This window comes from Burkholderia theae (genome assembly GCF_048565265.1).
Lineage (GTDB): Bacteria > Pseudomonadota > Gammaproteobacteria > Burkholderiales > Burkholderiaceae > Burkholderia > Burkholderia theae.
In genome coordinates this window covers 588,988-613,367 of record NZ_CP183463.1, presented here as the reverse complement: position 1 = coordinate 613,367, position 24,380 = coordinate 588,988, and the positions used below count along the sequence as shown (strand labels likewise).

16 protein-coding genes are annotated in these 24,380 nt (G+C 68.2%); 12 read left to right on the top strand and 4 right to left on the bottom strand.

The genetic code is table 11. The features are described from left to right. Positions 1–120: 120 nt before the first annotated feature. Entirely contained in the window at positions 121–495 is a 375-nt protein-coding gene (locus ACN22W_RS35510) for a sugar ABC transporter ATPase (RefSeq protein WP_193102424.1), read from the top strand. A gap of 33 nt (positions 496–528) precedes the next feature. On the opposite strand, the gene ACN22W_RS35505 is transcribed toward ACN22W_RS35510, so the two are convergent. The 3 genes from ACN22W_RS35505 to ACN22W_RS35495 all read right to left on the bottom strand — a co-directional run bounded on the left by ACN22W_RS35505 (position 529) and on the right by ACN22W_RS35495 (position 5,207). Beyond that, complete coding sequence (locus ACN22W_RS35505) at positions 529–1,296, bottom strand: DUF169 domain-containing protein (RefSeq protein WP_419690681.1); 768 nt, start codon at positions 1,294–1,296, stop codon at positions 529–531. Positions 1,297–1,366: 70 nt separating this feature from the next. Next, the gene (locus ACN22W_RS35500; RefSeq protein WP_419690680.1) at positions 1,367–3,802 is read right to left on the bottom strand and encodes a PEP-utilizing enzyme; all 2,436 of its coding nucleotides are present in this window, start codon (positions 3,800–3,802) and stop codon (positions 1,367–1,369) included. A gap of 310 nt (positions 3,803–4,112) precedes the next feature. Continuing rightward, positions 4,113–5,207 carry an AraC family transcriptional regulator gene (locus ACN22W_RS35495; RefSeq protein WP_129517660.1) on the bottom strand — a complete coding sequence of 365 codons (1,095 nt, stop codon included), beginning with the start codon at positions 5,205–5,207 and terminating at the stop codon, positions 4,113–4,115. Between the two features lie 251 nt (positions 5,208–5,458). Here ACN22W_RS35495 and ACN22W_RS35490 point away from each other — a divergent pair, with 251 nt between their 5' ends. The 7 genes from ACN22W_RS35490 (at position 5,459) to ACN22W_RS35460 (ending at position 18,675) form a co-directional block, all read left to right on the top strand. Continuing rightward, the gene (locus ACN22W_RS35490; RefSeq protein ID WP_419690679.1) at positions 5,459–6,850 is read left to right on the top strand and encodes an APC family permease; all 1,392 of its coding nucleotides are present in this window, start codon (positions 5,459–5,461) and stop codon (positions 6,848–6,850) included. 50 nt (positions 6,851–6,900) lie between these two features. Beyond that, positions 6,901–8,298 carry an aspartate aminotransferase family protein gene (locus tag ACN22W_RS35485; protein ID WP_419690678.1) on the top strand — a complete coding sequence of 466 codons (1,398 nt, stop codon included), beginning with the start codon at positions 6,901–6,903 and terminating at the stop codon, positions 8,296–8,298. A 36-nt stretch (positions 8,299–8,334) separates the two neighbouring features. Continuing rightward, a complete protein-coding gene (locus tag ACN22W_RS35480) occupies positions 8,335–9,759 on the top strand; it encodes an aldehyde dehydrogenase family protein (RefSeq protein WP_419690677.1) in 1,425 nt (474 codons plus the stop codon). Between the two features lie 144 nt (positions 9,760–9,903). Beyond that, the gene (locus ACN22W_RS35475; protein WP_419690676.1) at positions 9,904–11,406 is read left to right on the top strand and encodes a M81 family metallopeptidase; all 1,503 of its coding nucleotides are present in this window, start codon (positions 9,904–9,906) and stop codon (positions 11,404–11,406) included. Between the two features lie 122 nt (positions 11,407–11,528). Next, positions 11,529–12,716: a beta-propeller fold lactonase family protein gene (locus ACN22W_RS35470; protein WP_419690675.1), complete on the top strand. Its 1,188-nt coding sequence runs from the start codon at positions 11,529–11,531 to the stop codon at positions 12,714–12,716. A gap of 354 nt (positions 12,717–13,070) precedes the next feature. Further along, entirely contained in the window at positions 13,071–15,758 is a 2,688-nt protein-coding gene (locus ACN22W_RS35465; protein WP_419690674.1) for a glycoside hydrolase domain-containing protein, read from the top strand. 28 nt (positions 15,759–15,786) lie between these two features. Next, on the top strand, positions 15,787–18,675 hold the full coding sequence (locus tag ACN22W_RS35460) for a glycoside hydrolase family 2 protein (protein WP_419690673.1): 2,889 nt from the start codon (positions 15,787–15,789) through the stop codon (positions 18,673–18,675). A gap of 6 nt (positions 18,676–18,681) precedes the next feature. Here the strand turns inward: ACN22W_RS35460 and ACN22W_RS35455 are convergent, their stop codons facing one another. Continuing rightward, on the bottom strand, positions 18,682–18,816 hold the full coding sequence (locus ACN22W_RS35455; protein ID WP_048248033.1) for a hypothetical protein: 135 nt from the start codon (positions 18,814–18,816) through the stop codon (positions 18,682–18,684). A gap of 402 nt (positions 18,817–19,218) precedes the next feature. Here ACN22W_RS35455 and ACN22W_RS35450 point away from each other — a divergent pair, with 402 nt between their 5' ends. The 4 genes from ACN22W_RS35450 (at position 19,219) to ACN22W_RS35435 (ending at position 24,368) form a co-directional block, all read left to right on the top strand. Beyond that, the gene (locus tag ACN22W_RS35450; protein ID WP_419690672.1) at positions 19,219–19,728 is read left to right on the top strand and encodes a hypothetical protein; all 510 of its coding nucleotides are present in this window, start codon (positions 19,219–19,221) and stop codon (positions 19,726–19,728) included. Positions 19,729–19,815: 87 nt separating this feature from the next. After that, a complete protein-coding gene (locus tag ACN22W_RS35445) occupies positions 19,816–20,628 on the top strand; it encodes an alpha/beta fold hydrolase (protein ID WP_419690671.1) in 813 nt (270 codons plus the stop codon). A gap of 295 nt (positions 20,629–20,923) precedes the next feature. Next, positions 20,924–22,093: a class C beta-lactamase gene (gene ampC / locus ACN22W_RS35440; RefSeq protein WP_419690670.1), complete on the top strand. Its 1,170-nt coding sequence runs from the start codon at positions 20,924–20,926 to the stop codon at positions 22,091–22,093. 163 nt (positions 22,094–22,256) lie between these two features. Further along, entirely contained in the window at positions 22,257–24,368 is a 2,112-nt protein-coding gene (locus ACN22W_RS35435) for a hypothetical protein (RefSeq protein ID WP_419690669.1), read from the top strand. Positions 24,369–24,380 lie beyond the last annotated feature (12 nt).

Sequence of the window (24,380 nt, the reverse complement as noted above, 5' to 3'; positions counted from 1 at the left end):
GATGGCCGGACGCCGTGAAGTGGTCGCATACTGGGTGCATCTGGTCGACCTGCAGGCAAGGGCCATCAGTCGACGTGATGCCGCGATTTCAATCCGCGGTCACGGACCACGGAGATCACCATGAACAAGCTGTTGCCGATGACGATTGCGTTGCTGGCCGGATGCGGCATCAGCGCGGGAACGCTCCGCGCGGCCGGCAGCATGGATGCGCCGCCCTGCAGCGCGGCGAACGCGGCGGACCCGGGCGGCAACGCCGCGATGCCGGGCACGTCGGTCCGCAGCTTTTCGACCGCCGGGTGTTCGGGCGCGGTGTTGCAGGGCGAGCGGGCCACCGCGATGGTCAACGGCGACAAGGTCGAACTGCGGGACGGCATCGTCTATGTGAACGGCCGGTCGTACGGCGCGGTCACGCCCGCGCAGACGGTCGAATACGAGGCCGCGCACGACCGGCGCACGCTGAAGGTGGATGGCAAGATCCGCACGCCGCTGCGCTGAAGTCCGATTCCGGCTCCGGTCGACCGCGACGCATCATGTCGTTTTCGGGTAGCTGACTTCCATCCCCGCGCGAACGTCCTGCTGGATGCCGTACTGTGCGAACGGGTAGCGCAGCCTGTTCCGCGCCAGCGCCTCCATCCCGGTAATGGCCTGTTCCAGCGCATCCGGTGCCAACGCCATCAGCATCTCGTCGTCGAGCACGCCGCCGTAGCGGCGCTCCGCGTAGCACGGGATCGACAGGCTCGGCTGCCCGGTCGTCAGCGCGCGCCCCCACGAATCCGCGCATGCCGATTCGCCGACCACGCTCCAGTCGAAACGCTTGTACCCCGACCATTGCAGGCCGTTGATGAAGTACATCATTGCGCCGGGCGTTGCATAGAACAGCGCGATGTCGGGCTCGATGCGGCCGGCCGCGAGCGGCGACACGACGAGCGCCTCGTACTTGCCGTCCGGCACGCAGTGCATCGCGGCCTGATGGGCACGCGAATCCTCCTGCGTTGCATACCAGACGCCTGCCATCTGCTGGCCGGAGGTCCACTCCGCATCCTTCGCGTGGCCGAGCCCGATGACCGACCGGTATTGCGCGCCGACCAGGTCGTCGGCGGTGATGCCGAGCGTGAAGCCGAGCCGCGCCGTTTGCCCGACGATCTGGTCGAGCGAATGGATCGCTTTCGGGCGGCGAATGCGCGGCACGGCTTCCATGTCCTCGCGCCGTTCGAACAGCTTCATCCCGAACGGGATGCTGCGCAGCTTGAGCAGCCGTTCGAGGTCCGCCGACAGTTTTGCGAGCGCTTCTTTCATGTGGGGTCTCCGGAATTCGCCGGACCAGTGTAGCGACCGCCGCCGTGCCGTTCAACACGACGGCGGGCGCTTACTCGACCAGCGTCAGCCGGCCGTCGCTGAGCCGCACTTCGCGCCCGATCCAGGCCGCATCGACGCGCGGCAGCACCGCCGACGGCTTGCGCAGTTCGCGCAGCAGCGTCGCGCCGTGCGACAGCCGGCCGCCCATGCGGGCGATCACGGCGCGCGCGGCCTGGTATTGCGCGTGCCGGCCCGGGTCGAGCGTGTCTTCCAGCAGGATGTCGTGGCCGAGCACGCCCTGCGTGTGGCCCGGATAGATCATGAAGCCGGTTGCCTCGTCGGTGCCTTCGCCGCCGTCCTGCCAGAAGCTGCCGTTGCGTTCGCGGCGCTCGGGATGGGGGGCGAACCACGCGTCGCGGTCGGCGGCCGGCATCGCATGATGCAGGCGGAAGAACACGCGCATCAGGTTGTCGCGATACCATTCGCGCACCTGCAGATACCAGCCGCGCATGCCGGGCGCGCCGAGCGTGTGGAGCACGCGGACCGGCAGCGGCCAGTCGGGAAACGCCTGCAGCGGCAGGTCCGTGGCCGCGGGCCGCGCGGTGCCCGGATCGGTTTCCCACGGCAGCCGGTGCGGGCTGTCGTCGAGCTGGCCGTAGACGGTGGGCGGGCGTCCCCACAGGGCGCCGCCGCTGCTGGCCAGCGATGCCGCGATGCACAGGTTGCCCTGCACGACGAATACGTAGAAGCGCGTGAACCAGTCGGCCAGTTGCTGGCCGTCGGCGCGCTGTTCGACGAGCGTCGCGAGTTCCCGGTCGAAGCGCTCCAAGCCGCGCTCGAGCGTCGGCAGGTGCCCGCGCGCGACGCGCAGCATGCGCCAGAACACCGGCAGCGAACGCAGCAGGCGCAGCGGGCGCCAGCGCAGCGGCGGCGTCGCGCCGCCGATCTCGCCGCTGTAGTTGCCGGCCGATACGCCCCAGTCGGCCAGGCGCGCGAGGAACAGGTCGTTGTTGATGTACGACGCGCCGCCATAGAGCGCGGTGAACGGTTCGTTGTCGCGCAGCACGCGCGCATCCCAGCGCGCCATGATGGCCGGGATGCTGCCGGCCGCGCGGCGTTGCGCATACTCGACCAGCCGGCTCGGCTGCGGCGGCAGGATCTCGGCGATGTTGGCCGAGGTCAGGTGCCGGTGCCAGCCGTAGCTGCTGATCGGGCGGTACTGCAGCAGCCACAGTTGCGTGCCGTCCCACGCCCATTCGACATCGCCCGGCACGTAATGGAACGCGCGCAGCACGCGTTGCAGGAAGGTCCACAGCTGCTGTGCGGTCAGGCCGTGCGCGGTCGGGAACGTGCCGCTCTGCCAGGGCTCGCCGAGCCGCGACAGGATCGCGCGCTGCGGGCTCGCCTGCCCGTCGGCGAGCGTTTCGAGGTGGCCCTGCACCCATTCCACTTCGACCGCGAGATGGCGCACGAACGCGATGCCGGACAGCACCGGCGTGATGAAGCGCTGCACGACTGCTTCCTCGAGGCCGCCGTCGAGCAGTTCGGCCACGCGTGCGGCCGCCTGCGATGCCGGCTCGCGCAGGAACGTGGTGTGCAGGCCGGCATTGGCCGCATCGGCCTGGTCTTCGCCATGACTCGACGAGCGGATCGCCCACACGGCGTCCGGCTGGCTCGCGAGAAAGCCGGGCAGGCGCGGGTCGTCGGCGCGGGTCAGCGACAGCGCGGGCGGCACGGGCAGCCCGGCCATCGTGGCCAGCGCCAGGCGCCCGCCTTTCGTGTGCGCGACGAAGCCGGCGTCGCCTGCTTCGAGCCATTGCGCGAACGCCGCCGGCGCGTCGATCCACGGATAGTGTCCCCAGCCCGCCTGCAGCGTGACGGTGAGGTCGGCGCGCGCGAGGATGGCCGACCACGCGGCGGCCTGGCGCACGCCGAGCACGTTGTCCTGGTCGCCCCACACGAGTTCGATGCGATCGGTGACCCATTCGAGCAGCGGCAGCGCGGTATCGGCACGCACGAGATCCCAGTGCGGCAGGAACGCGCGGCAGCGTGCATAGCCGGCGCCCATGCGGCGGTACTGCGCGGGTGTCCACGTCTGGTTCGAGAACTTGCGGGCGAACAGCGTCGGGTAGTGCGCGAGCAGCCAGTGGATGGTCTTGCGCAGCGGCTTCGGCGCCATCAGCTTCGGCAGGCGCCGTTCCCACAGAAACGCACCGACGGGCGCGAGCAGCACGCTGCGGCTGAAGTGGCCGGGGCGCCGCTGCAACGCGTGCAGCACCAGCAGCGCATTCACGCCGACCGCCATGATCGCGTGGCCCGGCTCGGTCGCCTCCAGCAGCGCTTGCGCGTACGCAGCGAGGTCTTCGCAGGGCGGCGCGGGATGGTCGCCGAAGCCCGGCAGTTCCAGCGGCACGGGCCGGTAGTGCCGGAAGTGGGGCAGCGCATCGTCCCACCAGTCGGCCGCGCTGCCGTTGCCGGCGAGGAGGTACAGGATCGGTTTGCTCATGGATGCTTCGTCGGTCGACGAGCGTCGCGGCGACGTTCGCCCGGGCAGGCGACGACGTCGATCGCCGCCGCGGTTACCGATGATTGCGCTGCGTCGTTGCGAGTCGTATCGACTGCATCGGCAGACGCGTCTCGGGTGGAATCGGCAAGCGGCCGCGGCCCCGTTCTGGTTGATTTGATGCGCGCATTCTACGCGAGTCGATTCGCCTGCATGACGCGTGAGCGAAGAACGTAGAATCGCGCCATCACTCGTGATGGATTACGTGTGCAAGAAGTCGTGATGCCGGTCATGCAGCATTAACCGGTCCGCTTCACGCGTCGACGTCCGCGTCGGCACGCGGCGTCTTGCCCGTCCAGCGCCGATACGCGTGACGGAAGCTGCGCGGCTCGCTGTAGCCGAGACGTTCGGCGATTGCCGCAACCGTCAACGTGTGATCGTCGAGCATCCGCACCGCTTCGTCGTGACGCACTTCATCGAGCAGCGACTGGAACGTGATGCCGTCCTTGTCGAGCCGCCTGCGCAGCGTGCGCTCCGTCAGGTGCAATGCGTCCGCGAGCGCCGTCATCGACTTGAAGCGCGCGAGGTCGCGCGCCATCAGCTCCTTCGCGCGATCGGCAAAGCGCGTGCCGACCGACGCGGCCCACTGCCGTTCGAGCGCCTCGCACTGGCCGTGCAGTGCATTGAAGCTGACTTCGTTCGCGAGACGCGGCGCTTCCGTGCCGTTCACGGACGTGAACACGAGACGGTTGTCGCCCGCATTGAATGCGACCTTGCAGCCGAAGTGGCGCGCGTAGTCGGCCGCGTTGCGCGGCGTGCGGCGCGCGAGCTGCAGCTGCTCGGGCCAGACCGGCTTGCCGACCAGATCGGACACGATCAGGCGCAGGCTCGACAGGCACATGTCGACCTGAAACACCTCGAGATCGGGCTCGCCGTTGTAGCGGCCGATCGTCACGCTCATGCCGTCCGCATGCGCGTCGATACGCACGTCGAAATACAGCCCCATGAACAGCGGAAACTGGCTCATGCAGCGGAACGCCTGCATCACGGAGCCGCTGATCAGCATCGCGTAACCGGCGAGGCCGAGCGTCGACACGTGCAGCCGCGCGCCGATCGACAGCCCGATCGACGGCACGCCGCTGCAGCGCAGCAGGTTGCTGAAACAGCGCTGTTCCTGGCCGCGATTCACGTGCAGGTTCGGCGATGCGACTTCGTCCGCGCCGAGCCCCGTGCCTTCGAGCAGCGCGGCGCTGTCGATGTGCCGCACGCGGCACTCGTCCAGCGCGACCGCGATCGCGTGGACGGTGGCGGGAATGTCCTCCTGGCGTCCGGCCGGACGCGCGAGGCCGAGCGACGAACGCAGGCTGCGCTCGGCCCTGCTCTGGTTTCGATGAGACCTGCTATCCATGGGGCTGACGGGGCGACGGGTTCGCGTAGAACATAGCCGGAATGTCCGCGAAACGCCAGTGCGGCGCAGCATCCGTGACGACCGGCCGGCGCGACGCGCGGCAATGCGTCCGGAAATATCCCCCGATTACGTCCGCTTTTCTCATTCGTCCTCGATTTTTTGGCGCACCACACTTTCTTCGAATCGTGACACGCCGGCCGTGCCGCGCGAACGAGCGTTGAAGTCATCGAAGCCACTCACGTGAGGACAGCATGGACAACGACAGGCCAGGTCGATCCGCATCAGTCGCCGCGATGAATGACATCGGGCCGCGCATGCATCGAGACGACGCGGACGGACGCCGCAAGCCGCATCTGCTCGGACTCTCGACGCTGGTGATCTTTGGCCTCGCGTACATGCTGCCGATGACGGTGTTCACGACCTACGGGCTCGTCACGAGCGAAACGAACGGGCATCTGACGGCCGCGTATGCGGTCACGCTGGTCGCGATGCTGTTCACCGCGCGCAGCTACGGCCACATGGCGCGGCTGATGCCGAGCGCCGGGTCCGCCTATACGTTCGCGAGCCGCAATTTCGGCACGTCGGCCGGCTTCATGGTCGGCTGGGCGCTGCTGATGGACTACCTGTTCATCCCGATGATCAGCTACCTCGCGATCGGCATCTACATGAAACAGCTGTTTCCGATGGTGCCGGCCAGCGTGTGGATCGTCGGGAGCATCGTGCTGATCACCGGGCTGAACATCGTCGGCATCCGGCTCGTCAATCGCGTGAACCTCATTCTGATCGCGAGCCAGCTCGTGTTCATCGCGATCTTCGTGATCGCATCGGCGCAGGTCGCAGCCGGCGAAGGGCTGTCGCTGGCGGTTGCGTTGCCGACGTCCGGCGATGCGCACGCGATCTTCGCCGGGTCCGCGATCCTGTGCCTGTCGTTTCTCGGCTTCGATGCGGTCACCACGTTGTCGGAGGAAACACACGAGCCGCGGCGCACGGTGCCGCGCGCGATCCTGCTCTGCACGCTGGCAAGCGGCCTGCTGTTCATGCTGATCGCGTATGCCGGGCAAGTGGTGTTCCCCGACTGGCACGCGTTCAAGGATCTCGATTCGGCCAGCCTCGAACTGATGCGGCGCATCGGCGGCGGCACGCTGTCGGCGTTCTTCGTCGCGGTGTACGTGGCCGGCTGCTTCGCGAGCGCGATGGCCGGGCAGGCCAGCGTGACGCGCGTGCTGTTCGCGATGGGCCGCGACCGCGTGTTGCCCGAGCGCGTGTTCGGCCACCTGCATGCGCGGCTGCGCACGCCGGTGCGCGCGACGCTCGCGGTCGGCGTCGTGTCGCTGTCCGCGCTGTTCATCACGCTCGATCTCGCGTCGACGATGATCAGCTTCGGCGCGCTCGTCGCGTTTGCGATCGTGAACCTGTGCGTGATGCGCAGCTATCTGTGCCGGCCCGAGCACCGCCATGTCGCGGGCTGGATCACGTTCGGCGTGATGCCGGCGATCGGCTTCGCGATGAACGTGTGGCTCTGGTCGGGACTGTCGCGCCAGACGTTCTACGTCGGCATCGGCTGGCTCGTGCTCGGACTCTGCCAGCTCGTGTGGCTGACGCGCGGCTTCACGCGCCCGGCGCCGACGCTGTCGATGAATTGAATGGCCGGTCGCGCGATGCCGGCCTGGAAACCCTGAAGGAGGAATGACCCATGAACGCTGTTGACGTCAGTCTCGACGCGGACCTGCAGGCGCTCGGCAAGCGCCACCTGCTGATGCACTTCACGCATGCCGATGCGTATCGCGACCACGCGCTGACCGTGTTCGACCGCGGCGAAGGCTGCTGGCTCGTCGACCGCAACGGCAAGCGCTATTTCGATGCGCTGGCCGGGCTGTACTGCGTGCAGGTCGGCTACAGCCACGGTGCGGAGATCGGCGACGCGATCCGCGAGCAGATGGTGCGGCTGCCCTTTGCGACCAACTGGGGCTATGGCCACGAACCGGCGATCCGGCTCGCGCACAAGCTCGCGGCGCTCGCGCCGGAAGGCCTGAACCGCGTGTTCTTCACGTCGAGCGGCTCGGAATCGAACGAAGCGGCGATCAAGCTGGTGCGCCAGTATCACCAGTCGCGCGGCGAGCCGCAGCGGCGCAAGTTCATCGCGCGGCGCGTCGCGTATCACGGCACGTCGTTCGGCGCGCTCGCGCTGAACGGGATGACCAACTTCCGCAAGCATTTCGAGCCGCTGATGTCGGGCGTGCGGCACGTGGGCAACACGAAGCGCTACGGCCGCCCGGCGGGCGAGACCGAAGCGCAGTTCACGCGCCACCTGCTCGACGAGATCGAATCGCTGATCGTGCAGGAAGGGCCGGATACGGTCGCAGCAATCGTCGTCGAGCCGCTGCAGAACGCGGGCGGCAGCCTGACGCCGCCGGCCGGCTACGCGGCCGGGTTGCGCGACATCTGCGACCGGCACGGCGTGCTGCTCGTCGCCGACGAAGTGATCTGCGGGTTCGGCCGGCTCGGCGAATATTTCGGGTCGGCGCGCTACGGGCTGAAGCCGGACATCATGACGTTCGCGAAAGGCATCGCGTCCGGCTACGTGCCGCTCGGCGGCGTGATCGCGAGCGACGCGGTGGTCGATGCGGTGCTCGACGGGCCGCAGCAGATGTTCCTGCACGGCGCGACGTACGGCGGCCATCCGGTTGCATGCACGGCCGCGCTCGCGAACCTCGCGATCATGGAGCGCGAAGGCGTGCTCGCGAACGTCCGCGACAACGAAGCGGTGTTCCGCCAGACGCTCGACGAGCTGCTCGAACTGCCGTGCGTCGGCGACGTGCGCGGCGACGGTTATCACTACTCGCTCGAACTCGTGACCGACAAGGCCGCGCGCCGCTGGGCGGCCGGCATCAGCGCGCAGGCGTTCGTGTCGACGCTGCTCGCGCCCGCGATCTTCGACGCGGGGCTGCTGTGCCGCGCGGGCGTCGATCACGAAGGTACGCCGATCGTGCAGTTCTCGCCGCCGCTCGTGATGTCGCGCGACGAGATCGTGTGGTTCGTCGCGCAGATTCGCGACATCCTCGTCGACACCTATGCGCGAGCGACGCGCTGAGCGCGGCGCCGGCATCCGTCATAACAGGAGCATTCGATGCGAACGTCACAACAGTCCTATCTCGACGGCCAGTGGTTCGATCCGGCCGGCGCGCCGGCGATCGACGTGATCGACCCGGCCACCGCGCAGCCGTATGCGCAGCTCAGGATCGGCGGCGCGGCCGACGTCGACCGCGCGGTCGGCGCGGCGAAGCGCGCATTCGACACGTACTCGCGCTGGCCGGTCGACGAGCGCGTCGCGCTGCTGCGGCGCGTGCTCGAGATCTACCAGCGCCGCTACGAAGAGGTCGCGCAAACGATCAGCCAGGAAATGGGTGCGCCGATTGCATTCGCACGTGCGATGCAGGCCGCGGTCGGCACCGCGCACCTCGAACAGACGATCCGCGCGCTGCAGTCGTTCCGGTTCAGCACGCAGACCGATTCGCTGCTGGTGTCGCACGAACCGATCGGCGTGTGCGCGCTGATCACGCCGTGGAACTGGCCGATCAACCAGATCGTGTGCAAGGTCGCGCCGGCGCTCGCGGCCGGCTGCACGATGGTGCTCAAGCCGAGCGAGATCGCGCCGTTCAGCGCGATCCTGTTCGCGGAGATCCTGCACGAGGCCGGCGTGCCGCCCGGCGTGTTCAACCTCGTGCACGGCTACGGGCATGAAGTGGGTGACGCGCTGTCGCGGCACCCGGATGTCGACATGGTGTCGTTCACGGGCTCGACGCGCGCGGGCGTCGAGGTCGCGAAGGCCGCCGCCGATACCGTGAAGCGCGTACACCAGGAACTCGGCAGCAAGAGCCCGAACCTGATCCTGCCCGACGCCGACATCGAGGATGCGGTCACGCGCGGCGTGCGCAGCTGCTTCAGCAACAGCGGCCAGTCGTGCAATGCGCCGACCCGCATGCTCGTGCACGCCGATCATCTGGCGCTGGCCGAGCAGGCCGCGCGCCGGGAAGCGGAACGCACCGTCGTCGGCGATCCGCGTTCGCCGGAAACCGGTATCGGGCCGGTGGTCAGCCGCACGCAGTTCGACCGCATCCAGCATTTCATCCGGCTCGGGATCGAAGAAGGCGCAACGCTCGTCGCCGGCGGCCTCGGGCGGCCGGACGGGCTCGGCGACGGGTTCTACGTGCGGCCGACGGTGTTTTCGAACGTCACGCCGGGCATGTCGATCGCGCGCGAGGAGATCTTCGGGCCGGTGCTGTCGATCATGACCTATCGGACCGAGGACGAGGCCGTCGCGCTTGCGAACGATTCGGTCTACGGGCTTGCGGCCTACGTGCAGTCGACGGATCTCGAACGTGCACGCAGGGTCGCGGCACGGTTGCGGGTCGGCAATGTCCACATCAACTACCCGGCATGGAACCCGGCCGCGCCGTTCGGCGGCTACAAGCGCTCGGGCAACGGGCGCGAGTATGCGGAGTTCGGCCTCGTCGAATATCTGGAGACGAAGGGCACGACGGGGTACGCTTGAGCGACGCGCGGATGCGCCAACCGGGCGAGGGCGTCCTGCGGGGCGCCGCGCCGTTTCATCGATTGCGAGGAGTTCGACGATGCAGGTTCTGGACATGACCGGGGGCATGCGCGGCGCGGCCGCGCTCGCGGAGGGCCGCGCGCGATGAAGATCCTGATCGCCCGCATGAACCACGAGACCAACACGTTCTCGCCAGTGCCGACGCCGCTTGCCGCATTCGGTCGCAACGGCCCAGACTGGGGCGACGACGCGTATCGCGCGAATTACGGGATGCGCACCGCGATGGCCGCGTTCCTCGACGCGGCTGAGCGCGAAGGCGCGGAAGTCGTGACGCCGGTATCGGCGGCCGCGAACCCGAGCGGGCCCGTCGCGGCCGACGCCTACGCGGCGATCTGCGATGCGATCGTCGCGGCCGCGCCCGGCTGCGACGCGGTGATGCTCGACCTGCACGGTGCGATGGTCGCCGAGCAGAGCGCGGACGGCGAGGGCGACCTGCTCGCGCGCATGCGCGCGGCGCTGCCCGACGCACCGATCGCGGTCGCGCTCGACCTGCATGCGAACGTCACGCAGAAGATGATCGACCACGCGGATGTGATCGTCAGTTTCAAGACCTATCCGCACGTCGACATGTATGAGACCGGCGAGCATGCGGCGCGCGTGCTGCTCGACCGGCTCAGCGGTCGCGCGCGGCCCGTGCTCGCGTGGCGGCAGCCGCCGCTGATGACGTCGACGCTGCGCAGCGCGAGCGCGGAAGGCGCGATGCGGCGCGCGGTGGAAGCCGCGCGTGCCGCCGAGGCCGACGGGATGCTCGCGGTGTCGGTGTTGCCCGGCTTCTCGCTCGCGGATATCCCCGCGCCGTGCATCAGCGTTGTCGTGGTGGCCGACGGCGACCGTGCCGCGGCCGATGCGGTGGCCGAGCGCATCGCGCGGCAGATCTGGGCGGCACGCGACGAGTTCGTGTACCGCAGCGCGCCGCTCGCGGAGTCGGTCGCGCAGGCCGCGGCGCTTGCGCGCGACGCGGATCGCCCCGTGCTGATGCTCGATCACGGCGACAACTGCATGTCGGGCGGCCCGTGCGACACGATGGACCTGCTCGAGGCCGCACTCGCGCACGGGCTCGACGGCATCGTCAGCGGGCCGCTGTGCGACCCGCAGGCCGTTGCGGCGCTGATCGATGCAGGCGTCGGCGCGACCGTCACGGTGCCGGTCGGCAACCGGCTGCCGTCGCACGGCGGCGTGCGGCGCGAGCCGTTCCGCGCGACCGGCGTCGTGCGCGCGATAACCGACGGCGAATACGTGATCACGGGGCCGACGTATACCGGCCAGCGCGCTTACATGGGCCGCACGGCCGTGCTCGACATCGGCGCGGCGACGCTCGTCGTCACCGAACGCACGCAGGAGCCGTGGGATCTCGGCGTGTTCGAGAGCGTCGGCGTCGATCCACGCCGCGCGCGCTTCCTGCTGCTGAAGTCGCGGATGTATTGCCGGCCGGTGTTCGTGCCGATCGCGGCCGCGCTGGTCGAATGCGACAGCCGCGGCGTGACGGGCTCGGACTACGGGCTGTTTCGCTACGAGCGGCTTGCGCGGCCCGTGTATCCGCTCGACGACGTCGGCCGGTGGGAGCCTGGCGCGCGAACGACGGCCTGACGGAAACGGGCGCGAGACGCCGGATTCGTCCGCTTTCGGGCATCATGCGATGGCATCGACCCGTCGAGCAGCAGGGTCGAACAATCCATTGCGTCCGCAACCGATCCGGAGACCCGACCGCCATGCATTCGAAGCCTTTCCACCTGCGCAGCGCGCGCCTGCTCGCCGCGCTGACCCTCGTTACGACCGCTGTTGCCGTGCACGCCGCCGACTGGATCGTGTCCGGCAACGACGGCAAGTATCAGCGCGTCGAAGGCCGCGACACCTATCTGGCCTCACCGCCTGCCGACACGCTGACGCTGCTCGACGCCAGCACGTTTCCGCCGAAGGTTGCCGTGCAGGTCGATGTCGAGAACGGCATCCAGGGGCCGCCGCAGGCGGTCGCGATCACGCCCGACGCGAAGCTCGCGCTCGTCGGCGCACCGACGCGTTACGACACGGCCGCGAAGCAGCTCGTGTACGACACGTTCCTGCAGGTCGTGAATCTCGACGCCGCGCCGCCCGCGATCACGCGCATCGAGCTCGGCGCCCATCCGCAAGGGATCGCGATCGACCGCTCGGGCCGGCTCGCGCTCGTCGCGAACGTCGACGGCAGCGTCTCGATCCTGCGCATCGACGGCACGCATGCGACGCTCGACGGCAATCTGAAGATCGGCAAGAAGCGGCTGGCCGGGATCAGCTTCACGCACGACGGCAAGCATGCGCTCGTGTCGTTGCGCGACGAGCAGGGCGTCGCGGTGCTGAACGTCGACGACGGCAAGGTGACCGACAGCGGCACGCGCCTGAGCACCGGCGTCGCGCCGTACACGATCGACGTGTCGAGCGACAACCGCTGGGCCGTCGTCAGCAACGTCGGGCTCGCGGGGCTGCCGGGCTATACGGGCACACTCGCGGGCGACGCGGATTCGATCGCGCTGATCGACGTGTCGCGCGTGCCGTTCCGCACGGTCCAGTACCTGACGGTGCCGTCGCTGCCGGAAGGCGTCGCGATTTCGCCGAACGGGAAGTGGATCGCCGTGCAGGCGATGGACGGCTCGAACCTGACGCCCGACAATCCGGGCCGCCACAAGATCGGCAAGGTGCTGCTGTTCGAGATCCGCGACGGGCAGGCCGTGAAGACCAGCGAGTTGCCCGGCGGCGAAGCGGCGCAGGGGATCGTGTTCACCGCCGACAGCCGGCACGTGATCGTGCAGTTCAACGTCGAACGGCAGCTTGCGCTGTATGCGGTGGAAGGCGGCAAGCTGCACGATACGGGCAAGCGGATTGCGCTGACGGGCGGGCCGTCGTCGTTGAGGACGTTGCCGCGCTGATGCGCATCGTATCGCTCCGACGCCGGCACTGACGCACGTGCCGGCGCGAGCATCGGCGATTCATTCTCATCCCCGAGGTCACGCGGCGCCCGGATTTTGCCGGGTGCTTGCCGATGCACGACCCTCTCCAGCGCCGCTGCAACGCAACAAACAGCGGCAATTTGTACCCAAAGCCACTTAACTCCCGATTGTTTAGTTAAACAAACTGAAAATTCGGGAAACTTCTCGTGGTGAATAAACAGTCGTTACGGCACTGTAAGCCCCTGGGAAGCCTGTGACATTCCCGGATGCAGGAGGAGGGCGGCGGTGGTCGACGCCGGACGATTCATTTTAATTAACATCACTAAACGAAAAATGAAAAATCCACGACTCTTGATCGTCGCTGCACTGACTTGCGCAGCGCTTGCCGCATGCGGCGGCGACGACGTGAATAGTGTTTCGACGGCCAGCAACGGCGCGGGAGACACGCCGTCGACCTTGCCGCCACCGACTTCGGGGCCGTCGCAACCGGGGCAGCCGTCGCAGCCGACTCCGCCCAAGCGCACCAACATGCAGTTGACGCAGTTCGTCAATCCGCTCATCGGCACGCAGGTCAATTCGGACTCCGGTTACGCGGGCAACGTGAGCCCGGGCGCGACCGTGCCGTTCGGGATGGTGAATTTCGGGCCGAACACGCCGCGCTACGACTTCAACGGTTCGGGCGGCTACCTGTCGTCGGGCGGGTCGGGCGGCACGATCGACTTCTTCAGCGTGACGCACCTGAGCGGCGTCGGCTGTCCGGGGCAGGGCGCGGTCGCGATGCTGCCGAGCGATGCGGCGACCGCGGTCGCGTCCGGCGGCCAACCGACCGGCATCGGGTACAACTATGCGGATGAAACGGCCGAACCCGGGTACTACAAGGTCCGCCTCGCGAACGGGATCGTGACGGAGTTGAGCGCGACCGCACGCTCCGGCATCGCACGCTTCACGTATACGAACAAGGACAAGGGTTTCTTCTCGATCGACGCGAAGCTGAACGGCAACAGCGATTCGGGCAGCACGAAGGTCACCGCGAACAACGTCGCGCTGGCGATCGCGAGCGACGGCAAGTCGATGAGCGGGCAAGCCGTGGCGCCGGCGTTCTGCACGCCGTACGGCACGGTGTGGAATGCGCCCGTGTACTTCTACGCCACTTTCGACAAGCCGTTGCGCAAGCAAGCGGGCACGTCGGCGGTGAACACCGCCAGCAACGGCGCGGCGACGCTGCAATTCGACCTGACCGACGCGGACAGGACGGTGACCGTGAAGGTCGGCGTCTCGTCGGTCAGCGTCGAGAACGCGCAGCGCAACCTGCACGACGAAGGCGAGAAGCTGGCGTTCGACGATGCACGCACGAACGCATCAGGCTTGTGGAACGACCGCCTCAACACGATCCAGATCGACCAGGCCGCGAATCCCGCGTCGCTGAACGCAACGCAGAAGGCGAACCTCACGAAGTTCTATACCGCGCTCTATCACGTGTTCGGCACGCCGACGCTCTATAGCGACACGAACGGCGAATTCCGCAGCATGCGCCAGCCGAGGAACGCGGACGGCAGCTATCCGAAGTCGGTCGATCAGACCGGCACCATTCCGCCGCGCGCGACGGCCAGGGTCGGCGACTATGCGTTCCGGCGCGGCGACGGTTCGCAGGGCGGCGCGGGCAACCACTACACGGGCTTCTCGCTGTGGGATACGTACCGGTCTCAGGCGCAGCTGCTGGCGCTGCTCGCACCGAAGGAATCGAGCGACATGATGCAGTCGCTCGTCGTCGACGCGTTGCAATGCGGCGCATTTCCGCACTGGGTCGACGGCAGCGACGACTCGACGCCGATGGCGGGCGACAACGCACTGAACGTGATTGCAGGCGCCTATAAGTTCGGCGCGACCGATTTCGATCTGGTGTCGGCCGCACGCCTGACCAGGCAATCCGTGTTCGACCCGTCGAGTGCCTGCAACGACCGCCCGAGCGATGGGGGGCTGGCCCATTTCCTGTCGGCCCACTACCTGTCGCAGAGCGACGACGGCCACTCGTCGTCCGCGACCATCGAGCGCGTGCTGAGCGACCGCTCGGCGGCCGCATTCCTGCAGGCGCTGCCGGCGAGCGTGCTGAACGCGCCGTCGGTCGGCGTGACGCCGGACAACATCGGCACGCTGTACACGCGGGCAGGCTGGTGGCGCAACATCTTCGACTACACGAACAAGGTGATTGCCGCGCGCAATGCACCGCCGGCCGGCTCGCCGCCCGGTACGCTGGGCACGCTCGTGTCGGGTGAGTTCCATGAATCGACGGAGCCGAACTACTTCTGGACCTTCGCGCAGGACTGGACCGCGCTGATCGACGCGATCGGCGGCAAGCAGGCGGCCGTCACGCGGCTGAACAAGCTGTTTGCGGTCACGACGCCGTTCTCGACCGTGCCGGCCTCCAGCGGCCTGAACGGCGGCCAATCGTCCGACAACCTGTACATCGGCAACGAACCGTCATTCCAGTCGCCGTGGGGGTACAACTGGGCCGGGCAGCCGAGCGGCGCACAGTACGTTCTCCCGATCATCATGTCGAAGGCGTTCACGACCGGCCGCGACGGGCTGCCGGGCAACGACGACATGGGCGCGACGTCGAGCTGGTATGTGTGGGCGGCGCTCGGCATGTTCCCGGTCATTCCGTCGGAAGCCGGGCTCACGTTGTCCACGCCGCAGTTCAGCGGGATCACCGTCTGGTTCGGCAACGGCAAGATGCTGCGGCTCGAAAGCGACAAGCAGGTCACGATGGACGACTCGGGTCACCCGTCGTTCGCGTATATCCGGTCGCTGAAGGTCAACGGCGCGGACTACGCGGGCTCGTGGCTGCCGCTGGGCACGATCGCCAACGGCGGCACGATGAACTACGCGCTGTCGGCGACGCCGACGCAATGGGCGGCCGCCGACAACCTGACGCCGCCGTCCGGGCCGAATGCGGACTACACGCGCATGACGGCCAGCGGTTCGTCCGACGTGATGCGGATACGCCAGGCCAGCTCGCACTGACGACGACGCAATCAGGGAGGAACACAACGTGACATCGAAAGAACGCCGGAAATTCCTGTCCTACAGCGCCGCGCTGGTCGGCACGAGCTGGCTCGCCGGCTGCAATGGCGACATCGATTCGACGTCGGGCGTATCCGGCACACCGGGCGCCGACGGGCCGGCGACGGTCACGCCCATCGCGCCGGGCGTGCCGGCCGACCCGGAACACAGCCTGCTGGCCGCGCAGGAACTGTCGGAGCACTGGACGTTCGCGTCCGCGAGCAGCCTGCCGGGCGCGAGCGGCGCGCAACTGTCGAGCGCCGCCGGCGTGACGGGCATGGCGCCGGCGACGGTGCCCGGCACCGTGCTGAACAGCATGATCGTCAACGGCAAGTATCCCGATCCATTCCATGGGCGCATCGTCACGGACACCATTCCCGATACGCTGAAGGACACCGACTACTGGTACCGGACGACCTTCGCGGCGCCGGCCCGACAGCCGGGGCAGCGGCTGTGGCTGCGCTTCGGCGGCGTCAACTATTGCGCGGAGATCTGGCTGAACGGCGCGCTCGTCGGCCGGCTCGAAGGCGCGTTCAAGCAAGGCGCGTTCGACATCACGCGGCGGGTGCCGCAGGCGGGCGGCGCGGCCAGCCTTGCGGTGCGCGTCGTCAAGCTGGATTTCTCGGAAGGGCCGCTGCTGCCGAACTACCAGAGCGGCGTCACGCGCGGCGGGCGCAATGGCGGCCCGACCGGCGTCACGCTGAAGAACGGGCCGACGTTCTTCTGCTCGGCCGGCTGGGACTGGCTGCCGACGATCCCCGACCGCAATCTCGGCATCTGGCAACCGGTCGCGTGGTTCACGACCGGCGCGGTGCGTATCGCGGCGATCAATATCGCCCACACGCTGTCCGCCGATCTTTCGCGCGCGGAGTTGCGGCTCGATCTCGAACTGGACAACGGCTCCGGCACGGACCTCGTCGCGACCGTCGTCGGCACCATCGGCAACGGCACGCCGTTCCGCCACGACATCGCGATTCCCGCATCGAGCACTCCGATGAAGGTGTCGCTCACGTCGTCGGACATCGCGGCGCTGTCGATCAGGCAGCCGCGCCTGTGGTGGCCGAACGGGTATGGCGAGCCGAATCTCTACGCGGTGACGATCGGGATCGACGTGGCGCGCAAGCGGTCGGACGAGCGCACGCTGAACATCGGCCTGCGCCGCATCGACTACGCGCGCGACATCGGCATGGGCCCGCAGTTGAGCATCACCGTGAATGGGCTGCCGATCCTCGTGATGGGCGGCAACTGGGGGCTCGACGAAGCGCTGAAGCGCATTCCGCGCGAACGGCTGTTCAACCAGGTGCGGCTCCATCGCGACGCGAATCTCAACCTGATCCGCAACTGGAACGGGCAGAGCACGAGCGACGATTTCTTCGACGCATGCGATCGCTACGGGATCCTCGTCTGGCAGGATTTCTTCTTCTCGACCGAAGGAGACGGGTCGGGCGCCGCCAACGTGCCGCGCGATCTCGACAACATCCGCGACGTGATCGCACGCAACCGTCATCGCCCGTCGATCCTGCTCTGGTGCGGCGGCAACGAAGGCGCGCCGCCGCCGGCGCTCGTCAAGGGGCTCGACGCGCTCGTTGCCGAGCTGGACCCGCAACGCCTGTGCCTCACGAGTTCGGCGGGCGACACCGGCGCCGGCGCGGTGAACGGCTATTCGTCCGGCGGGCCGTACAACTGGGCGTCGCCGCAGGCCGCGTTCGGCCGCGGCTACGGCACGACGTCGGTTGCGTTTCACAACGAAGTCGGCTCGCATTCGATCCCGACGCTCGAATGTGTCGAAGCGATGCTGCCGGCCGGTTCGGTCGAATGCCCCGACGACTTCTGGGCCGACCGCGACATGAACGGTAACGGCGCGTACTACGACGCGGTCGGCAAGCAGGGCGGCGCCGGGTACATCGCGATGACGGCGCTGCGCTACGGCGCGATCCGGAATCTCGCCGACTTCGTGCGCAAGGCGCAGATGATGAACTACGAATGCATTCGCTCGATCTACGAGGCGAACGCGGCCGTGATGATCGGCCCGGTGGCCGGGAAGATCACGTCGCCGGCCACCGGCGTGATCATGTGGATGACGAACCCCGCGCAACCGAGTTTCGTGTGGCAGATGTACAGCCACGATCTCGAGGAGCACGCGTCGTTTTTCGCGGTTCGGCACGGGTGCCGCCGCGTCAACGCGATCCTCGATGCGAATACCGGCGATGTGACGATCGCGAATCACACGGCGGCGTCGGTCACCGGCCGCGTCGAGATGCGCGTGTACAACCTGGACGGCACGCTGAGCAGCCGGACCACCGCGGATGTCGGCGGCGTCGCGAAGGCGTCGTATCGCGTGGTGGCGAACCTGGCGTCGGCGATGGCCGCCGCGAAATCCGACGTGTGCATCGTCGCGCTCGCGCTGGTCGATTCGGGCGGCAATATGCTGGCGGAGAATGTCTACTGGCGGCAGCGCGACGGTGGCGACGACGCGTACGCATCGCTCGACACGATGCCGGGGGCGGCGGTTGCGATCAGCGCGACGGCGGCCGAGGCCGACGACGTGACGACACGCATCACGGTCGATGTCGCCAACGTCGGCGCGACGCTCGCGCTGATGACGCACCTGCAGGTATTCGATCCGTCGACCGGCGCGCGCGTGCTGCCCGCGTTCTACAGCGACAACTACCTGAACCTCGTGCCGGGCGCGAAGCGGCAGATCGCGATCGACCTGCCGCACGCGAGCGGCGCGCCGGTGTCGCGCGTCGCGTTGCGGGTCGACGGGTGGCGGCTCGATCGCCCGAACTGCAGGCTGGGGCTCGGCGGCGTGCCGGTGGTGTTCAACGAGCGCGCGTTGGCGGTCGATCAGGCGGTGCCGACGTTCGCGGTCTGCTGATGCGCGTTACGGACGCAGCAGATCGAATCCGCCGAAGACGACGACACCGCTGAGCACCATCATCGCGACGGAGTGCTGGCCGAAGTAGAGAATCGCGGCGGCAAGCCACGTCGTGATGCAGAAGGCGCCGATGCGGGCCATCGTGAGTTCCTCGAATGCGTGATGACGTCAACGTGCCGCACGGCGCTGGCCGCTCGAACCGGCGAGCGGGACACGAAGGCGGACGGAAAAGGCGACCCGCGAAGCCGTGACGGCGGCGCTGGCACGCGTTGCGTGCCGCGCCCGAACGGGCGGGATCGACACCGGCGGCGTTGCGCGATCGAGCCCGGAGGCGATCGGCGCGCGGATCCGGCCGGCGAAGCGGCAATTTTACCAGCGTCGCTTCGTCGCGAATCTGGCCCTTTCGGGGCTCAAGCGCTGCGATCCTCGCGAAAATCCGTCCGGCCCCGATACTCAAGTTTCGTGTGACGAATGCCGTAAACGAGTTGGAAGGCAATTCCTGCCCCCTGTCATGATGCATTTACCGATACACGGACCGATACGATGCAGATCGATTTCTCCACGACCGCGCGATCCCCGCTGACCGATGGCAGCCTGAGCGCGAACGCGTCGCCGGGTGCCGCGACGGCGACGTCGACTCAATCCGCCGCGACTTCGTCTACCGATGGCGCGACGGATACCACGGGCACGACCAGCACGACCAGCACGACCAGCACGACCAGCACGACCGGCACCACCGGCACGAAGGATTCGGCCGGCGGCACCGGCGAAACGCTCGGCGCATCGGGTGGCGCGTCGGACAGCCCGGCGGTCAACCAGCTGAAGGCGCTGATCGAGCGGCTGCAGCAGCAGCTCGCGACGCTGGAGCGGCAGATGGCGAGCGCGGCCCAGCGCGCGAAGGACGACCCGGCCGCGGCGATCGAACAGCAGTCGCTGAGCGCGGAAGCCAGCGCGATCTCGGGGGCGCTGGCGACGGCGATCTCGCAGCTTGCCGCGGCGATCGAGAAGTCGGGCGGCTCGTCGTCGGGCGGGCTGGTGTCGACGCAGGCGTGACGCGCTTCGGCCGCGCGATCGTCGCGGCCGCTTTCGTCGTACGCATTACAATCGCAAGCTCGTCTCCCTCGAAAGGACGGCAGAACGATGAATGCGGAACTCGACGACGACGAACTCGTCCGCTTCGACGCGCACGGCGGCACGCCGCTGCCGGCGGCCGATGCCGAAGGATGGCTCGAACATGACGGCGCGCGCATCTGGCACGCGTCGTTCGGCGATGGCCCGCCGGTCGTGCTGCTGCACGGCGGCCTCGGTCACGGCGGCAACTGGGGCAACCAGGTGCCCGCGCTGCTCGCGGCCGGCTACCGCGCGATCCTGATCGACAGCCGCGGCCACGGCCGCAGCACGCGCGACGACCAACCCTATTCCTACGAACGCATGGCGTCCGACGTGCTCGCGGTCCTCGACGCGCTGCACATCGGCCGCGCGCGCTTCGTCGGCTGGAGCGATGGCGCGTGCATCGCGCTCGTGCTCGCCACCCGCGCGCCGGAACGCGCGGCCGGCGTGTTCTTCTTCGCGTGCAACATGGATCCGGGCGGCACGAAGGAGATGGTGCCGAGCCCGTTGATCGACCGCTGTTTCGCGCGGCACCGGAAGGACTACGCACAACTGTCCGCGACGCCGGACCAGTTCGACGCGTTCGTCGCGGCCGTCAGCGAAATGATGCGCACGCAACCGAATTACCGCGCGCAGGATCTCGCGGCGATCGCCGTGCCGGTGACGATCGTGCAGGGCGAGCACGACGAATTCATCCGGCCCGAGCATGCGGCGTATCTGGCGCGCACGATTCCGGGCGCAACGCTGACGATCCTGCCCGGTGTGAGCCATTTCGCGCCGCTGCAGCGGCCCGCGCGGTTCAACGCGGCGATGCTGGACTTTCTCGACCGGCTGCCGGGCTGACGCGCGCGCCCATCTCGATCGCTTGGTTGTCGTTGATCTGCCGGTCGCGCTCGGCTTCCTGCAATCGCGCATCGGCCGTTCATATTCACGGCGCTTGAAACGGCTGCACGCGAGCCAATCCGGCAACGCGCGTATCTCATAAGATTTTCTTTAGGCTCGCGCAACATATCGTCGATTGTTGGCGGCCGGCCGGTAGCGGATAGTCCTGCTTCGACAGGCCGGCCGCCGTGATTTCCGCGCGGTGCGGCCGGATCTGTTGTTCACGCAACCATCCGATACCAAAGGAACCGCAACCATGCGATTCAACGCGACCCGCTTCGCCGCGACCCTGTTCGTCGCCGCGTGCGCCACCGCGACGGCCGGCCGCGCGGCCGCAGTCACGCAGGACGACATCCACGCCACCGTGACCCGCCACGTCGCGCCGCTGATGAAGCAGTACGCCATTCCCGGCATGGCGATCGGCATCGTCGCCGACGGCAAGCCCTACGTGTTCGACTATGGCGTGATGTCGACGCAAACCGGCAAGCCCGTCACCGGCGACACGCTGTTCGAGATCGGCTCCGTCAGCAAGACGCTGACGGCGACGCTCGCGTCCGACGCGCAGGAGGGCGGCGAGCTGTCGCTGTCGGACCCGGCCGGCAAGTACCTGCCCGCGATGCAGGGCAAGCCGTTCGGTGCCCTGACGCTGCTCCAGCTCGGCACGCACACGCCCGGCGGGATGCCGCTGCAGGTGCCGGACAGCATCCACGACGAGGCCGGCCTGATGCGCTATCTCGACGCGTGGCGGCCCGCGTATACACCCGGCACGCGCCGCACGTATTCCAACGTCGCGATCGGGATGCTCGGGTGGCTTACCGCGAAGGCGATGAACCGCGATTTCGCCGTGCTGATGGAGCAGCGGCTGTTCCCCGCGATCGGGATGACGCATACGTATATCAACGTACCCGACGCGCGCAAGGCCGACTATGCGCAGGGCTATACGCAGGACGGCAAGCCGATCCGGATGACGGGCGGCATGCTGTGGCAGCCGGCGTACGGCGTGCGGACCACCGCGGCCGACCTGCTGCGCTTCGTGCAGGCGAACATGGGGCTGGTCGACACGGCACCGCGGCTGCAGCGCGCGATCGAACGCACGCACACCGGCTATTTCCGCTCGGGGCCGCTGACGCAGGATCTGATCTGGGAACAGTATCCGTATCCGGTCGCGCTGCCGACGCTGCTCGAAGGCAACGCGCCGAAGATGCTGTTCAACGCGACGCCGGCGAGCGCGATCACGCCGCCGCTGGCGCCGAACCCGAATAGGTGGATCAACAAGACGGGCTCGACCAACGGCTTCAGCACGTATGTCGCGTTCGTCCCCGCGAAGCGGATCGCGATCGTGATGCTCGCGAATCGTAGTTACCCGATCGAGGATCGCGTGAAGGTCGCGTACCAGATTCTCGGTTCGCTCGGCGACGGGCGGTAACGTTTCCATCGGCGGGCCGGCCGTTCCGCGGGTCCGGCCCGCCCCAAAAATACTGATACCTGTATCGGCGCGCTTCTGCAAAACGAAATACGCGCATCGCATCCCCTGAGCAGAATCCGGGCAGATCTCCGGGCGTGTCCGGATATTCCAATCAGGGGGAAACATGCGGAAGACCACTCTCGCACGGTTGCTGTGCGGGCTGACCTTGGTCGGCGCGCTCGGCGCGTGCGGCGGCAACATGGACGGCACGGCAGGGTCCGGCGGCACGGCGACGAACGCGGCCGGCGGCACCGATAACGGCACCGGCAACGGCGGCACGCCGCCGGGCCAGCAGGTCGCGAACCGCGCGCTCGTGATCGAGCTCGACGGCGTGACGTACGCGGCGCTGACGGCCGGCATCGCTGGCGGCACGCTGCCGAACCTCGCGAAGCTGCATGTCGCGCCCGCCTATAGCGGTGGCGTCAACGGGCTGCTGTCGCAGCAGCCGAACCTCGATACGCCGAGCTGGGCCACGCTGCTGACCGGTGCATGGGGCAACCGCCACCAGGTGCTGTCCGACGCGCCGAACCAGGCGCTGCAGGCGCCGACCGCGTTCGACGCATTGAAGACCGCGAACGCGGGCCTGCTCGGCGCGGCCGTCGGGTCGCCGGCGCTGGCGTCGCTGCTGACCGCCGGGCGCAACGCGGGCAACCTCGACACGCTCGCGAACTGCGCGGCGGTCGACAGCTGCGTGACGCAGCAAAGCACCACGATGATCCAGCAGGGTTACTCGCTGGTCGTCGCGCAATACCACTCGGCGCAGGATGCGGCGCTGAACTACGGCCTCGGCGCGTCGGCGTACGCGAATACGCTGAAGCAGCTCGACGCGGCCGTCGGCGCGCTCGTCGCCGAAACCGCGAAGCGCAACAAGGAGAACTGGCTGGTCGTCGTGACCGGCGGCCACGGCCTGAACGCGGCCGGCGGCAGCGACGGCCTGCCGCTGCTGTCCGAAGCGACGACCTTCATCGCGATGAATCAGGCCGACAACGGGCGCCTCGGCAGCGCCGCGCAGCCGGCGTCGCTGGCCGACCTGCACACGCGCGCCAGCATCGCGGACATCGCGCCGACCGTGCTCGCGCAATTCGGTGCGTTGCCCGCGCCGTCCGCGTACGAAATGGACGGCGGCGAACTGATCGGCGCGCAACCGGTGTCGCAGCTCGCCGGCACGACGAGCACCGACGGCCACAGCGTCGTGCTGACGTGGGCCGCACCTTCGAGCGGCGCGATCGCGATCTACCGCGCGGGCCAGCAGATCGCGACGCTGCCCGCCGGCACGACGACCTATACCGACAGCAATCTCGGCCTGACTGCGGCCGGCACCTACAGCTTCGATTACGTGGTGACGGCGGGTGGCGCGCCCGTGGGCAGCATCGCGCAGATCGCGTACGTGCCGCCGCCGCCCCCGCCGCCGCCGCTCGCGACAACGCTCAAGAATGGCCTCGCGTCGTACTACCCGTTCGGCGCGCTGCCGGCCGTCGATGCGCTGAACGCGAGCACGATGGGCCCGTTCTCGGCCGCCGCGAACGGCGGTTCGCTCACCGCCGATCCGTTCGGCGGGCAGGCGCTGCAGGTGACGACGCAGACCGTCGACGCGAACGGTTACGACGGCTACAAGCTGGTGCAGAACGCCGACATCGCGACGCAGGCGCAGTTCACGATCGGCATGTGGGTGAAGACGCCGTGCACCGACGTGGTCGGTTTCGGCACGCCGGTGTTCGCGAACAAGAACTGGCAGAGCGGCAAGAACGCGGGCATCGCGATCGGGCTGTTCCCGCAGGCGTCGGGCGCGCCGTCGGGCACCTGCAACATCCAGTACAACGCGGGCGACGGCACGAACCGCAACGACCTGAAGACGATGAGCGTGACCGCGAACCAGTGGGTGTACGCGGCGTTCGTGATCGACACCGTCGGCAAGACGATGACGGCCTACACGTTCGACCCGGTGCTCGGCGAGCAGAAGCAGAGCACGCCGCTCACGGTGTCGGCGAGCGCGCTGCCGGGCCTCGGCACGAAGACGTTCGGCGTGAACGAGGACGGCACGGGCCAGTACCACATGCTCGCGTGCGGTTACCCGGCGAGCCATTACAGCGGCGGCTACACGGTCAACGCGTGCACGACGGTCAAGCCGAACGTGGAGAGCTTCTCCGACGTCGCGATGTGGAGCCGCGTCGTGACCGAAACCGAACTGCAGTCGGTCGCGGGCTCGGGCAAGCCGCTGTCGACGATCCTTCACTGACGGGAGTCCCCA

What these genes read in the sequence shown, in the direction of transcription:
- ACN22W_RS35470 (WP_419690675.1), top strand. Translation starts at nt 11,529, where the DNA reads ATGCATTCGAAGCCTTTCCACCTGCGCAGCGCGCGCCTGCTCGCCGCG.
- ACN22W_RS35500 (WP_419690680.1), bottom strand. Translation starts at nt 3,802, where the DNA reads ATGAGCAAACCGATCCTGTACCTCCTCGCCGGCAACGGCAGCGCGGCC.
- ACN22W_RS35475 (WP_419690676.1), top strand. Translation starts at nt 9,904, where the DNA reads ATGAAGATCCTGATCGCCCGCATGAACCACGAGACCAACACGTTCTCG.
- ACN22W_RS35445 (WP_419690671.1), top strand. Translation starts at nt 19,816, where the DNA reads ATGAATGCGGAACTCGACGACGACGAACTCGTCCGCTTCGACGCGCAC.
- ACN22W_RS35480 (WP_419690677.1), top strand. Translation starts at nt 8,335, where the DNA reads ATGCGAACGTCACAACAGTCCTATCTCGACGGCCAGTGGTTCGATCCG.
- ACN22W_RS35450 (WP_419690672.1), top strand. Translation starts at nt 19,219, where the DNA reads ATGCAGATCGATTTCTCCACGACCGCGCGATCCCCGCTGACCGATGGC.
- ACN22W_RS35465 (WP_419690674.1), top strand. Translation starts at nt 13,071, where the DNA reads ATGAAAAATCCACGACTCTTGATCGTCGCTGCACTGACTTGCGCAGCG.
- ACN22W_RS35490 (WP_419690679.1), top strand. Translation starts at nt 5,459, where the DNA reads ATGGACAACGACAGGCCAGGTCGATCCGCATCAGTCGCCGCGATGAAT.
- ACN22W_RS35495 (WP_129517660.1), bottom strand. Translation starts at nt 5,207, where the DNA reads ATGGATAGCAGGTCTCATCGAAACCAGAGCAGGGCCGAGCGCAGCCTG.
- ACN22W_RS35455 (WP_048248033.1), bottom strand. Translation starts at nt 18,816, where the DNA reads ATGGCCCGCATCGGCGCCTTCTGCATCACGACGTGGCTTGCCGCCGCG.
- ACN22W_RS35505 (WP_419690681.1), bottom strand. Translation starts at nt 1,296, where the DNA reads ATGAAAGAAGCGCTCGCAAAACTGTCGGCGGACCTCGAACGGCTGCTC.
- ACN22W_RS35435 (WP_419690669.1), top strand. Translation starts at nt 22,257, where the DNA reads ATGCGGAAGACCACTCTCGCACGGTTGCTGTGCGGGCTGACCTTGGTC.
- ACN22W_RS35510 (WP_193102424.1), top strand. Translation starts at nt 121, where the DNA reads ATGAACAAGCTGTTGCCGATGACGATTGCGTTGCTGGCCGGATGCGGC.
- ACN22W_RS35485 (WP_419690678.1), top strand. Translation starts at nt 6,901, where the DNA reads ATGAACGCTGTTGACGTCAGTCTCGACGCGGACCTGCAGGCGCTCGGC.
- ampC (WP_419690670.1), top strand. Translation starts at nt 20,924, where the DNA reads ATGCGATTCAACGCGACCCGCTTCGCCGCGACCCTGTTCGTCGCCGCG.